Origin of the sequence: Paenibacillus zanthoxyli JH29 (genome assembly GCF_000520715.1) — a bacterium.
In the GTDB taxonomy this organism is placed as follows: Bacteria; Bacillota; Bacilli; order Paenibacillales; family Paenibacillaceae; genus Paenibacillus_AQ; species Paenibacillus_AQ zanthoxyli.
Map to the genome: position 1 here is coordinate 1 of NZ_ASSD01000549.1, position 13221 is coordinate 13221.

The 13221-nt window shown below is 54.4% G+C and carries 12 protein-coding genes and 1 riboswitch; of the genes, 8 read left to right on the plus strand and 4 right to left on the minus strand.

Annotated features, from left to right (window positions below; genetic code table 11):
- The 3 genes from L691_RS0121485 to L691_RS0121495 all read right to left on the minus strand — a co-directional run.
- Positions 1 to 1602 (minus strand): heavy metal translocating P-type ATPase (locus tag L691_RS0121485; protein WP_025692385.1); only part of this gene is annotated, 1602 nt, incomplete at its 3' end.
- A gap of 122 nt (positions 1603 to 1724) precedes the next feature.
- Complete coding sequence (locus L691_RS0121490) at positions 1725 to 1928, minus strand: copper ion binding protein (RefSeq protein WP_025692386.1); 204 nt, start codon at positions 1926 to 1928, stop codon at positions 1725 to 1727.
- 14 nt (positions 1929 to 1942) lie between these two features.
- Positions 1943 to 2296: a metal-sensitive transcriptional regulator gene (locus L691_RS0121495; protein ID WP_025692387.1), complete on the minus strand. Its 354-nt coding sequence runs from the start codon at positions 2294 to 2296 to the stop codon at positions 1943 to 1945.
- A 212-nt stretch (positions 2297 to 2508) separates the two neighbouring features.
- Between L691_RS0121495 and L691_RS0121500 the strand changes: the two genes are divergently transcribed.
- From L691_RS0121500 to L691_RS0121535, 6 genes are all read left to right on the plus strand, one after another.
- Positions 2509 to 3102 (plus strand): DUF5317 domain-containing protein, encoded by a 594-nt coding sequence (locus tag L691_RS0121500; RefSeq protein WP_025692388.1) that lies wholly within the window; start codon positions 2509 to 2511, stop codon positions 3100 to 3102.
- Between the two features lie 340 nt (positions 3103 to 3442).
- Positions 3443 to 5281, plus strand: coding sequence for a bifunctional diguanylate cyclase/phosphohydrolase (locus L691_RS0121515; protein ID WP_025692389.1), 1839 nt, complete (start codon positions 3443 to 3445; stop codon positions 5279 to 5281).
- A 157-nt stretch (positions 5282 to 5438) separates the two neighbouring features.
- Complete coding sequence (locus L691_RS0121520) at positions 5439 to 6971, plus strand: MDR family MFS transporter (RefSeq protein ID WP_025692390.1); 1533 nt, start codon at positions 5439 to 5441, stop codon at positions 6969 to 6971.
- A gap of 7 nt (positions 6972 to 6978) precedes the next feature.
- Positions 6979 to 7545, plus strand: coding sequence for a PadR family transcriptional regulator (locus L691_RS0121525; RefSeq protein WP_025692391.1), 567 nt, complete (start codon positions 6979 to 6981; stop codon positions 7543 to 7545).
- A 120-nt stretch (positions 7546 to 7665) separates the two neighbouring features.
- Positions 7666 to 8640 (plus strand): aldo/keto reductase, encoded by a 975-nt coding sequence (locus L691_RS0121530; protein ID WP_025692392.1) that lies wholly within the window; start codon positions 7666 to 7668, stop codon positions 8638 to 8640.
- A 169-nt stretch (positions 8641 to 8809) separates the two neighbouring features.
- Entirely contained in the window at positions 8810 to 9154 is a 345-nt protein-coding gene (locus tag L691_RS0121535; protein ID WP_036737674.1) for a helix-turn-helix domain-containing protein, read from the plus strand.
- 95 nt (positions 9155 to 9249) lie between these two features.
- Here the strand turns inward: L691_RS0121535 and L691_RS33765 are convergent, their stop codons facing one another.
- Positions 9250 to 9402 carry an anti-repressor SinI family protein gene (locus L691_RS33765; RefSeq protein ID WP_232229247.1) on the minus strand — a complete coding sequence of 51 codons (153 nt, stop codon included), beginning with the start codon at positions 9400 to 9402 and terminating at the stop codon, positions 9250 to 9252.
- 25 nt (positions 9403 to 9427) lie between these two features.
- Positions 9428 to 9517: riboswitch (cyclic di-GMP riboswitch) on the minus strand.
- A gap of 484 nt (positions 9518 to 10001) precedes the next feature.
- On the opposite strand from L691_RS33765, the gene L691_RS0121545 reads away from it, so the two are divergent.
- Both L691_RS0121545 and L691_RS0121550 read left to right on the plus strand, forming a co-directional pair.
- On the plus strand, positions 10002 to 12887 hold the full coding sequence (locus tag L691_RS0121545) for a 2-oxoglutarate dehydrogenase E1 component (RefSeq protein ID WP_025692394.1): 2886 nt from the start codon (positions 10002 to 10004) through the stop codon (positions 12885 to 12887).
- Positions 12888 to 12918: 31 nt separating this feature from the next.
- The coding region (locus tag L691_RS0121550; RefSeq protein ID WP_025692395.1) for a biotin/lipoyl-containing protein at positions 12919 to 13221 on the plus strand (303 nt) is incomplete at its 3' end.

Consider the following 13221-nt stretch of genomic DNA (forward strand, 5'->3'; position numbering starts at 1 on the left):
CAGCTCCGGCGCGCCCTTGAAGCCGGGCGATACAAGCACGTCCGTGAGCACCGGCTTGCCGCTCGTCACGGTGCCCGTCTTGTCGAGCACGACGAGCTGAATGCCCTGCGCGGCTTCCAGATGCTCGCCGCCCTTGAACAGAATGCCAAGCTCCGCGGCCCTGCCGGAGCCGGCCATAATCGAGGTCGGCGTCGCCAAGCCCAGCGCGCAGGGGCAGGCAATAACAAGCACGGCGATTGCTTTCTCCAACGCTTCGGCGAACTGTCCCGGCGCCGCCCACAGGTACCAGATCAGGAACGTCAGCGCCGCGATGGCTACCACAATCGGCACGAAGATGCCGGAGATGACATCCGCCACCCGCTGGATTGGCGCCTTGGACCCCTGCGCTTCCTCAACCACGCGGATAATCTGGGCAAGTGCCGTATCGCGGCCCACCTTGCGGGCTTTGATCTTCAGCACGCCGTTCTTGTTCACCGTCGCTCCGATCACGGGGTCGCCCGGCTTCTTCTCCACTGGAATGCTCTCGCCCGTAAGCATTGATTCATCCACGGATGACAAGCCTTCGGTCACTTCACCGTCGACGGGAATCTTGGTGCCCGGCTTCACAAGCACGATATCCCCGATCACGACTTCCTCTACGGGAACGCTCATCTCCGTTCCCTCACGCACCACAAGCGCCGTCTTGGCCTGCAGGCCCATCAGGCTGCGGATGGCGTCGGAGGAGCGGCCCTTCGCCAGCGCCTCGAACCATTTGCCGACCAGAATGAGCGTGATCAGCACAGCGCCCGTCTCATAGTACATTTCAACCGTATGATTCATGCCGTTCATCCGCAGGGAATCAAGCGTAAGGTACAGGCTGTAGAAGTAAGCAGCCGACGTGCCCAGCGCCACCAGCACATCCATATTGGCGCTGCCGTTCCGCAGCGCCTTGTAGGCGCCGACATAGAACTGCCAGCCAATTATGAACTGCACCGGCGTCGCCAGAACAAGCTGGAACCACGGATTCATGAACAGCTCCGGTACGGGAATCCAGGAAGTGAAGGAGAAATGCCCGACCATCGCCCACAGCAGCGGCAGGGACAACAGCGCCGAAATCATCCACTTTATGCGCTTGCGGCTGATTTCAAGCTCCCGGCGGTCGGCCGTCTCCCTCCGGTCTTCCTTGAGCGAGGCTTTATAGCCGATCGAGTCGACCTTGGCGATTATGTCCTGGGGAGTAATCATCCCCGGGGTATATTCGACATGCGCCGTTTCAAGCGCAAGGTTAACATTGACTCCGGCGATACCCGGCATCTTGCCGAGAACCTTCTCAATCCGGGCGGAGCAGGCCGCGCAGGTCATGCCGGAAATATCGAAGTCCGCCGCTTCCTTCACCGTGTCGTAGCCGAGCGAGCGAATCTTCTCCTCGATCTTCGGCACGCTGACAACCTTGGGATCGAAGCCAACCGCCGCCTGCTCCAGCGCAAGATTGACATTCGCCCGGGAGACGCCCTCCATGCGGGATATCCCTTTCTCGATCCTCGCCGCGCAGGCGGAGCAGGTCATGCCCGTAATTTGCAAGGTCGCCTGTTCCTCTGCCGGAGCCGCTGCTGTTTCCTCCATAAGATCACATCCTTTTCAGGTACCCATAGGGGGTATGCAAATGTAAAAAAGAGAAGGCGCGGAGCGTTGCAACGGGACTTCTTGCCCCTAATGCTCCATGCCTTGTTTATGCCTCATTCGGCTTATTGAACTACGTCATAGCCCTGCTCTTCAATGGCTTCCTTGATGGCTCCCAGGCTGAGCTTGCTGTCGTCATAATCGACCGCTACCGTCTTGGCTGCCAGATTCACGGTTGCGGATGCTCCCAGATTGCCTACCGCTTTCTCCACCGAGCTTACGCAGTGTCCACAGGACATTCCCTCTACATTCAATATAACGTTCGCCATTATTAATCCTCTCCTTATTTCATTAATCTGCCGATTGTAACCAGCAGTTCGTCGACAACTTCATGTTCTCCGGCTTCAATTCTGTCAATGATGCAGCTCTTCATATGGCCCTCAAGCAGCAGCTTCCCGACGCTTCCAAGCGCCGACTGAACCGCAGCAAGCTGAGTCAGGACATCATCGCAGTAGGTGTCGCGCTCAATCATGCCTTTAATCCCCCGGATCTGCCCTTCAATGCGGTTAAGCCGGGTAGTCAGCCCGTTCTTGAATTCCTGGGTATGATGGCTTTTACGCTCTTCGGAAGAATGGCAATCGCTGCCGCAGCAGTCATGCGGAACAACACCTTTATCATGCTTCTCATGTGCCCCCATGCATCAACCTCCTCAACACCACTTTAATATACCCCATGGGGGTATGTCAAGCAACAAAATTCATTAACCCGTGTTTTTAATTTTTCGACACCTATTTTTGAAAAAATTTGAGGAATATCGTCATAGTCAGAAGGATTTCCATATTTAGGGTCGAATATCCTTAATGTGCATAGGATTCCTTTTATCAAAACATAGGTATAGGAGCATTCAACATGGTCTACGACGGTATTGTGCTCGGTTTGGTTGTCGGGCTGCTCCGGGGCGGATTTCGTTACGGTCTGAAGCAGTTCGGCAGCCTGCGCATCAGAGGCGGCTTATGGTTTCCCTTGCTTTTGCTGCTGCAGTTTGTCGTGTTTGAACTGAATGATCGGTCGGCTGCCTTTGCTTCGTTCAGCGGTATTTTCTTTGCCGGCGTGTACGTGGCAGGGCTTTACATCCTGTGGTTGAACCGGAGTACTCCGGGCTTTCTGTTCATTTTTGCCGGTGTCTTTCTGAACTTTCTCGTCATGGCCGTCAATGGCGGCAAGATGCCTGTCTCGCTGGAAGCGGCAAAGGTTCTGGACCCTTATTACGTGCATCTTCTGCAGTCGGGAGCCGTTGTTACGAAGCATTTTCTAATGGATTCCGCGACCAGGCTGCCGTTCCTTGGGGATATTATTCCGCTGTCCAAGCCTTATCCGCGCACTCAGGTCATCAGCGTTGGCGATATTGTGATGAATGTAGGGATTTTCCTCTATCTTCAGCACATTCTTGTTCCAGACAAAAGACAGGTTCAAACTCAGGAGATGGAAGCCAAGCAGTCTTGACGATCCGTTATCGAAAGGGGTGAACAATTATGAAAAAGAAATGGGATGGCATGTTGTATTCGCGCATTATCATCAATACGGTTATCGTTGCTTCCGTGGTCTTGGCTTTGACCTCCGGATTCAGACTTATCGGTGGCGGCCGTTGATTGAATGGAATAGAGAGCAGGCTGATGTTCAGCCTGCTTTTTAACATGCCAGAAAACTCCAACTCCAATATAGACCAAACGATAGGGGCGAAGCTTATAACGTCTTATATTTTTAAAAAAAGCTTCACGCTTATCCTTATCTTCCCTTAAAATAAATGGGACAACCAAGATACTTGCGAAAAGGAGGGGAACTTTTGCCAAATTGGAATACGGTCATAGCCAAGCTGAACCTGAGTCACCTGTACGCCCTTGCCATTTGCCTGACGGGACTCGGTTTGTTCACGATATATAATCAGGGCGCTTTTGTTCACTATACAACTTCAACTTGGGTATGGGTGTATGCGCTATCCGGAGCGGCTGTCGTATTAACGGTCTTTACCTTCCAGCTTCCTCCGCAGGGCAACGGGTTATCCCTGGACTCTTCCGTTTATCTGGCCTGTATTTTCGTGTTTGGCCCCACGTTCAGCTTAACCGTCCTTCTGGTCTCGTCCGCGATTATTTTTCTGATTGAACGCAAGACCATCTGGTGGAAGCACCTGATCAACTTTGCCATATACTCGATCATTATCGCCTCCGCATCCTTTTCCTTTACTGCCCTGGGAGGGGTACGGGGACCGCTTATGGACAACCATCTTCTGGCGTATGCCGGAGGCATGGCCATATACTTCGTGCTGAACACGATGCTGATCGTCTTTTACTACTATGTCTTCTATAATGAGAATCTGTACGAAACGCTAAGAGGAATGCTGAAGGATACGATCATTGCCTACCTCAGTACCCTGGTGCTGGCGCTCGTGCTGGTCATCCTGTTATATCATAATCATATTTTCGGGCTGGCCCTGTTTCTCTGTCTCAGCGTTTTGCTGTCTTATGCGTTCAAGCAGATGTTCGCGATGTACCGGGACATCGAGGAGCGGGCGAACCGGGACCCGCGGACAGGTCTGTTCAACCACAGCTATTTCGAGCTGACGCTGGAAGAGGAAATGGGCAAATCCCGAAGCACAGGCTCCTCGTTGTCGCTCGCCATGATCGATATCGACGATTTCAAGAAATATAATGACCACTTCGGCCATCTTAAGGGTGACGGGCTGATCGTTTTTTTGGCGGAATTGCTGAAAAAGGAATGCGGCGGCGCCGAAATGGTCGTCTCCCGCTATGGCGGGGAAGAATTCACGATCCTGATGCCCTCATTTGACACCGAGCAGGCCAAAAGCTTTCTCGACCGCCTGCGCAAAACACTGAACAACTCCCCTTTTGAAGGGGCGGAGATTTTCCCTCAAGGCTGCTTGTCCTTCTCCTCAGGAATCGCGGGCTACCGCAGCGACATTCACGACAAATCGGAGCTTGTCGATCAGGCCGACCAGGCACTGTATTACGCCAAGAAGCAGGGCAAGAATATGGTCCATATCTACGGCCACCAATCACCGCTTGAGCAGGATATCGATTTCAGTCAGGACGTGCGGGATATCGAGCAGCAGCTCAACCTGTTCATGTACAAGGATCGGGAAACGTTTAAACATTCCAAACGGGTATTCCGGTACGCTATGGACATCAGCGAGCTGCTCATGCTGGACAGCCTGTCGAAACGCCAGTTCACGCTGGGTGCGCTGATCCATGATATCGGCAAGCTCGAAATCCCCTTGGGCATACTGAACAAGAAGGAGACGCTCACGCCCGAGGAGTGGGAAATGGTAAAATGGCATGTGACCTGGGGCAAGCAAATGGCGCTGATGGGCGACAAGTTCAAGGATTTGGCCCCCTATATCGAGCTGCACCACGAATGGTACAACGGCAAAGGCTATCCGCACGGCTTCAAAGGCGAGGAAATTCCAAGGCTGTGCCGGATGCTGACCATTATCGATTCCTTTGACGCCATGACGACGGAACGTCCCTATCAACAGACCAAATCCGTGGAAGAGGCGATTGTCGAGCTCAGAGCGTGTTCGGGCAGCCAATTCGATCCGGAGCTTACGGAGTTCTTCATCAGCTATATCGAATCCAGGCAGCTGCGCACCAAGGAAACTGCGGTATAGACCTGTTCTTATCCGGCGGCGCGAAGAAACCGAAAAAGCGTGAACAGCAGGACCTCAGTCGAGTGGGGTCCTTTTTTGTCATAAAATGTATTGATTGCCTACTCAAATTTGAATATAATTAGACTTCACTAAACACTCAGAAAAAGGAGTTTAAATCATGTATTCCAAAGATAGCAATCTGAAACTTGTCGTAGCCGGCCTGCTTCTCGGCATTTTGATGGCCGCGATGGACAACACAATCGTCGCCGCAGCTCTAGGTACCATTGTCGGCGAATTAGGCGGTTTGGACAAAATTGTATGGATAACCTCGGCGTATATGGTTATGGTGATGGCCGGCACTCCCGTCTTCGGCAAGCTGTCCGATATGTACGGACGCAAACGTTTCTTCATGCTCGGACTGCTGCTGTTCCTGATCGGCTCGGCCCTCTGCGGCACCGCGGGAAGCATTACCCAGCTCAGCATCTACCGGGCGATTCAAGGGGTGGGCGGCGGGGCGCTGATGCCGATCGCGTTCACGATTATATTCGATATCTTTCCGCCGGAGAAGCGCGGCAAGATGACCGGACTGTTCGGCGCGGTCTTCGGTATCTCAAGCGTCCTAGGTCCGCTGCTCGGCGCTTATATCACCGAATATGTCGGTTGGCGCTGGATATTCTACATCAATCTCCCTCTTGGGGTTATCGCCTTCATCATGCTCGCTCTGGCCTACAAAGAATCGGTGACTCACTCCAAGCAGCGGATCGACTGGGGCGGCGCCTTTACGCTGGTCGGCGCGATTATCTGTCTAATGTTCGCTCTGGAGCTTGGCGGACAAAGGATCGGCGGACGGCAGTACGCTTGGGATTCCCCCGCTATCCTTGGCCTGTTTGGGGGCTTTACAGTGCTGCTAATCGCTTTTCTGCTCATTGAGCGGCGGGCGGCCGAGCCTGTCATCACCTTCGGCATGTTTCGCAAAAGATTGTTTGCCACTAGCGCTCTGGCGGCCTTTTTCTACGGCTCGGCCTTCATTGTGGCGACCGTCTTTATCCCGATCTTCGTGCAGGGCGTATTCGGCGGTTCGGCCACTAATTCCGGCCTAATTCTGATGCCGATGATGATCGGTTCTGTCGTCGGCGCCCAGCTTGGCGGCCAGCTTACGTCCCGGACAAGCTTCCGCAGCATCATGCTGCTGTCTGCGGTCTGCTTCATCGCCGGCGTCGCCCTGCTCGGCACCCTGTCGCCGGACATTTCGCGCCTGCTGGTCAACATCTATATGGCCTTGACCGGTTTCGGCGTCGGATTTTCCTTCTCAGTGCTTAACATGTCTTCCGTCCATCATTTTGATGTGCGGCAGCGCGGCGCGGCCACGTCGACCAATACCTTTATGCGTTCACTCGGCATGACGCTTGGCATTACGATCTTCGGTATCATTCAGCGCAATCTGTTCACGGACAGACTCAGCAGCGCGTTCGGAGCCGCCCAGTCATCCGCCTTCAGCGATCCGCGAGCCGCGCTGACACCGGAAGCAAGAGCGCAAATCCCGGCACCGGTGCTGGAGAAAATATCCGCCGCGCTGTCATCCTCCATCGCTCACTCTTTCCTGTGGGCGCTGGTTCCCGCCGCGCTTGGATTTGCCGCCGTGCTGCTGATGCCGAGAGACCGCCTGCTCGCCCGCCCGAAGATTTCGGCACCGGAGCCTGCCAAGGAGTAGAGCAGCCATGTCGATGAAGCTCGCTGTTCTCGGACTGCTGCTGGAACGGGACATGCATCCCTATGAAATGATGCTGGTGATGAAAGACCGAGCAATCGATCAGATTACGAAGCTGCAAATGGGCTCCCTGTACTACGCCGTGGACCAGTTAGCTAAGAACGGACAGATTGCGCAGGTTGAGATCATCCGCAGCAGCGACCGGCCGGACAAAACCATATACCGGATCACAGATTCGGGAAAGGCCCTGTTCGAGCAGCTCCTGCTGCAGCTGTTCAAGAAGAACGACACCCTCTATCATCCGATGTACCTCGCGCTCGCTTTCTCCCGGCATATTGATCCGGCCAAGATTGCGAAGCTGCTGGAGGAGCGCATCCGGGAGACCGAGCATCAGGTCAATCTCGCTTATCAGGTCTATGAAGAGCATGTTCCCGTCGTTCCCCGCGCCGCGCTGCATCTCATGTACGGCAAATATGAGCACAGCCTGACGGAACTGAACTGGCTGAAGCGCCTGTACGCTGACGTACGGGCGCATAAGCTCGGCGATATCGGGAAGCCTTTGGAGCTGAAGGAGTAACCCAGGTGTGACGCCTGGCGCCGCTTCTTCAGCGATCCAAACTGACCTAAAGTATCCTGCCGGCTTCCAAAGTTGTACAATATCTCTGAAATCATCTACCACAATGACGGAGGGATTGAATTGAAAACGTTACCGCTTAACAAGCGCGGAATTCCCGCAAGCCGGCTTGTCCTGGGCTGTATGGGTCTAGGCGGAGGCTGGGACCGCGAGGCGATTACCAAGGAGCAGATCAAGGAAGGACACGAGGCTGTTGAAGCGGCGCTCTCCATCGGCGTCAATATGTTCGACCATGCCGATATTTATACTCGCGGCAAAGCGGAGCAAGTATTCGGCACCGTCCTTAAAGAACGGCCGGAGCTGCGTGAACGGATCATTCTTCAATCGAAGTGCGGCATTAAGCTGGCCGAACCGGGCGAAAGCTCCAATGTGTTCGATTTCTCCAAGAGCCATATCCTAAGCAGCGTAGACGGCATCCTGTCGCGTCTGGGAGCAGAATACCTTGATATTCTGCTGCTTCACCGCCCCGATCCGCTGATGGACCCTGTAGAAGTGGGCGAAGCGCTTCATCTGCTTAAGCAATCTGGCAAGGTGCGGCATTTTGGTGTCTCCAATATGAGCCAGGGGCAGATCAAGCTGCTTCAGGCATACAGCGATGAGCCGTTTATCGTCAATCAGCTGGAAATGAGCCTCGAGAAGATCTACTGGCTCGATTCGGTCGTAAGCGTCAATCAGCAAGCCTGGAGAGAGCAGGGCATGCCCGAAGGAACGATCGAGCATTGCAGGCTGGAAAATATTCAGCTCCAAGCGTGGGGGCCGCTGGCCCAGGGCAAATACAGCGGACGCCCGCTGGACGAAGAATCCGAAACCGTCCGCAGCACCGCGCGCCTGGTCCGTACACTGGCCGACGAGAAAGGGACGACCCCGGAAGCGATTGTCCTCTCTTGGCTGATGACGCATCCAGCCGCGATTCAGCCCGTCATCGGGACCGTAAACCCGAAGCGCATCGCAGCCTGCGAAGGCGCGGACAAGCTTACGCTTACCCGTAAGGAATGGTATGACCTGTACGTCAGCTCCCGGGGCGAGCGGCTGCCTTAACGATTCGCTGCCGCGCCGCCGCAGAAATCGAAGGGGAAAGAATAGAATTAGCGTCCAGCCGGATTATAGCTTTCAGATTCCTAGAATTTCTGGAAAATGCCTGCTTTGCCTTGTATGCGGACCTTTGCTATACTAGTACCAAAAAACAAGGAGGGGGGCGTAACTCGTCGTGCCAGATAATATAGGACAACACATTCAGCATCTTCGTCTGGAAAAGGGATTATCTTTATCCGAGCTGGCCAGCAAGGCTGATGTGGCCAAATCATACTTGAGCAATGTTGAACGCAACATTCAATCCAACCCCTCTATCCAATTCATTGAAAAAATTGCCGAGGCTCTGGACGTTCCCGTTCACGTTCTTCTCTATGGAGAGAATTCCGATACGCAGGAGGAACCGCTGGATTCCGAATGGTTCAAGCTGGTGCAGGAGGCTATGTCCTCAGGCGTCAGCAAACGCGAGTTTAAGGAATTTCTGGATTACCAGAAATGGCGGCTTGAACAAAAGAACCAGTAACCCAGTAAACCCCACAAACATACAGAGGACATGACGCCGCGCCGCCATGTCCTCTTTTAAATGCCAATTGATGATGCCCTGTCAGACCTCTCTTGCTATATTGCCTTAAGTGTCCTGTCATTGAAGAACTGACGAATCTCATCCACTTGGAGCCCTTGCTTCTTTGCTTTCAGAAGCAAATACACCCATTCCATATCAAGCTCTAACGACTGCAGCTCTCCGATGTTCCCCTGGTTGGACTTGTCCAAAAAATCTCCTCCTAAGATTTTATCCCCAGGCAGTCCGGCCGTCGTAGTATATAGAAATTACCTTAGACCCGTGACTTTGTGCCCCTGCCTTTCAGCAGGTTTACCTTTTACTGGACCCTTGCATTCAAGGATCTGATATTGATTCTCTTTACAATGAGTCTTGCAAGAATATTATACAAGAAGTTCGTCCTAAAGTGTGTCGAATTTTGGAAATAAGTAAGTATGCGCGGAGAAAAAAATAGAGTTAGATCAAATGGCACCCGGCAGTAGAAATAACTTGAACATATGTATGACCTTAGTAGTATGAATGAACTATATATGACAAATACCCATTTTTCAAGTCTTTAACCAAATTTTTTTTGGAAATAGCGACTCATTTATCTGGTTATTTGGCCCTGTAAATAATTATGCCATTTTTCGAACGGATTGGACGAAAGCTTGAATTGATTACATATGTTGAAAGGAGCACAATAGGATGAGACACCGGCTTTATAATGGGTTGTCTTTGTTATAGAATGTAAACGTAACCACCGCAGCTCCAAAAACGGGCCTTCCTGATCGGCGCCACCTTTGGAGCTTAACCGTTAGGAGGATGTTTCATGTCAGCCAAAGAGTCCTACAACGAATCCGTCTGGAGCAAGTATTACGGTCCCAATCTGGGCTACATTCAGGAAAAGTACGAACATTTCACCGAAAATCCTTCTTCAGTGGAAGCCCACTACCGCGAACTATTCACCATCTATGGTTCTCCTCCGCTGACATCCGAGGCTGCAAGAACTCCCGGACCGGCCCTGCCCACCGATACCGACTGGCTCCGCAAAGCGGTTAGAGCCTCCAAGCTAATCGCGAGCATCCGCATTTTTGGCCATCTGGCCGCCGACATCAATCCGCTGGGACAGGACCCTACCTCCATGGCCAAATGGCTGGACCCCGAGACTTATGAGCTTACGCGCGAAGATCTGCTTGCCCTGCCGGCTTCGCTCATCTGGGAGAATGCTCCCCAGGATGTGCTGACAGGCTGGGACGCTTATCACCGGATGCGCCAAACCTATACCAAGACGATCGCCTACGAGTTCAGCCATGTCCACGACGAGCAGGAGCTTCGCTGGCTGAACAGCCAGGCAGAATCGGCCACCTCGCCCGCTCCGCTCATCCCGGCGGAACGCAAAGGGCTGCTGGGCCGGCTCATCCAGGTGGAGCAGTTCGAGACGTTCCTGCATAAGACATTCGTCGGCCAGAAGCGCTTCAGCCTGGAAGGCAATGATGCGCTGGTTCCCATGCTGGATGAAATTGTCCGCGCAGCCGCGCACGACGGCGCAGAGCATATCCTGATGGGCATGGCCCACCGGGGCCGTTTGAATGTGCTCGCGCATATTTTGGGCAAACCGTACGATATTATTTTCTCCGAATTCCACCACTCTCCGAACAAGGAGCTGTTCCCGTCCGAAGGCTCCATGGGCATCAACTACGGCTGGACCGGAGATGTAAAATACCATTTGGGCGCCGACCGCGCGTTCCACGAAGGCGAGACCGTTCGCGCCCGTCTGACGCTGGCCAACAACCCGAGCCATCTGGAATTCGTCAACCCGGTCGTCGAAGGCTTTGCGCGCGCGGCCCAAGAAGACCGGAGGGCTCCGGGGCTGCCTGGGCTGGACACGAACAAGGCCATAGCTGTACTAATCCACGGAGACGCCGCCTTCCCCGGCGAAGGCATTGTGGCGGAGACGCTGAATATCGGCAAGCTTCAAGGGTACCAGAATGGCGGAACGATCCACATCATCGTCAATAACCGGATCGGCTTCACGACCGAAAGCGAGGATTCCCGCTCCACGCACTATGCGAGCGATCTTGCCAAAGGCTATGAAATTCCGATCGTTCATGTCAATGCCGACGATCCGGAGGCCTGCATTGCCGCCGTCCGCATGGCCAGCGCTTACCGCAACTTGTTCAAAAAAGATTTTCTGATCGATCTTGTCGGTTACCGCAGACACGGACATAATGAAATGGATGATCCCGAAATGACCCAGCCGATTGTCTACGGCAAGGTAAAAAATCATCCTACCGTCTTCCGGATTTATGCCGAAAGGCTGGAGCGCGAGAAGGTGATTGCCCAGGATGAATTGGCGAAGATGATCGCCGAAGCGGACAATGTGCTTCAGCAGGCTTACGAGCGGATGAAAGAGGGCAAGCAGAAGAACGGCGAGACGAAGACATCCGTCGCCTTGCAGACGGATGAAGAAACCCCGGCGCCTACGGCCGTGCCGCTGGGCAGGCTGCAGAGCATTAACCGCCAGCTGCTGTCCTTCCCCGAAGGCTTCAAGGTGTACCCGAAGCTGCAGCGGATTCTGCAGCGGCGCAAGGATCTGCTGAATGACGGGGAGAAAGTGGATTGGGCGCTGGCCGAAACGCTGGCTTTCGCGGCCATTCTCCAGGACGGAACACCAATCCGTCTGAGCGGCCAGGACGCGCAGCGCGGCACCTTCTCGCAGCGGCATCTCGTGCTTCACGACAGTGAGACGGGAGCGCTCTACTCCCCACTTCACCAGCTTGAGGATGCCAAGGCTTCCTTCGGCGTCTACAACAGCCCGCTGTCGGAGGCTTCGGTGCTCGGCTACGAGTACGGCTACAACGTATTTGCGCCGGAGACATTCGTACTGTGGGAAGCGCAGTACGGCGATTTCGCCAATGCCGCGCAGGTGATTCTCGACCAGTTCATTTCTGCCGGACGCGCCAAATGGACGCAGCGCAGCAACTTGGTCATCCTGCTGCCCCATGGCTACGAAGGCCAAGGGCCGGAACACTCCAGCGGCCGATTGGAACGGTATTTGCAGCTATCCGCTGAGGAAAACTGGACGGTTGCGAATCTTACCAGCGCCGCGCAGTACTTTCATCTGCTTCGCCGCCAGGCTTCTCTGTGCGGACAGGCAGACGCAAGGCCGCTCGTTATCATGACGCCGAAGAGCCTGCTCCGCAACCCGCGCAGCGCTTCTTCCGGGTTAGAGCTGGCATCCGGCCAATTTCAGCCCGTGCTCCCGGAACCGCTGCTTGGGCAGACTCCCGGCGCCGTGACACGTCTGGTCGTGTGCAGCGGAAAGATCGCCATTGACCTGCAAGCCGAACTGGAAGCGGCGGCGGGCCAGGACCTTTCCCGGCTGCATATCCTTCGCCTTGAACAGCTCTACCCGTTCCCGGCGCGTGAATTGGCCGTCTACCTGAACGCTTTCACCTCTTTGCAGGAGATTGTCTGGGTGCAGGAAGAACCGAAGAACATGGGCGCCTGGAGCTATATCGAGCCGCGGCTGCGCGCTATTGCGCCAAGCAATGCCGCTGTACGGTATATCGGCCGTCCGGAACGCTCAAGCCCGGCCAGCGGGTATGCGGACGTCCATACCTTTGAACAACGCAGAATCGTCACGGAAGCACTGAACTTGAACTCGCAAACGAAAGCGGCTGTACCGTCTCCTTCCGGGACGGTGTCACGATAACATCAATCACAATTTGGGGAGGTAGCGGCCTGTGTCCGAGATTAAAGTGCCCGATCTGGGCGAATCCATTACCGAAGGAACGATCTACAAGTGGATCGTAAAAGAAGGCGACCATGTCGGCCAGGGAGATGTACTGGCAGAGCTTGAGACGGATAAGGTAAACCTGGAAATCAGCGCGGAGGAGAGCGGCGTCATTTCCGCCATCTTACGCAAAGACGGGGACAATGTCGCGGTCGGGGAAGTAATCGGCCTGATCGGCAGCGGCGGGGACAGCAAGGCTTCGGCAGCGGAGAGCGGCAAGCCTGCTGCAACGGAAGCGCCGGTCGTGCCTGCC

Bases quoted from the DNA above. Each gene is read 5' to 3' on its own strand.
- L691_RS0121490 (WP_025692386.1), bottom strand. From the start codon at position 1,928: ATGGCGAACGTTATATTGAATGTAGAGGGAATGTCCTGTGGACACTGC.
- L691_RS0121495 (WP_025692387.1), bottom strand. From the start codon at position 2,296: ATGGGGGCACATGAGAAGCATGATAAAGGTGTTGTTCCGCATGACTGC.
- L691_RS0121500 (WP_025692388.1), top strand. From the start codon at position 2,509: ATGGTCTACGACGGTATTGTGCTCGGTTTGGTTGTCGGGCTGCTCCGG.
- L691_RS0121520 (WP_025692390.1), top strand. From the start codon at position 5,439: ATGTATTCCAAAGATAGCAATCTGAAACTTGTCGTAGCCGGCCTGCTT.
- L691_RS0121525 (WP_025692391.1), top strand. From the start codon at position 6,979: ATGTCGATGAAGCTCGCTGTTCTCGGACTGCTGCTGGAACGGGACATG.
- L691_RS0121545 (WP_025692394.1), top strand. From the start codon at position 10,002: ATGTCAGCCAAAGAGTCCTACAACGAATCCGTCTGGAGCAAGTATTAC.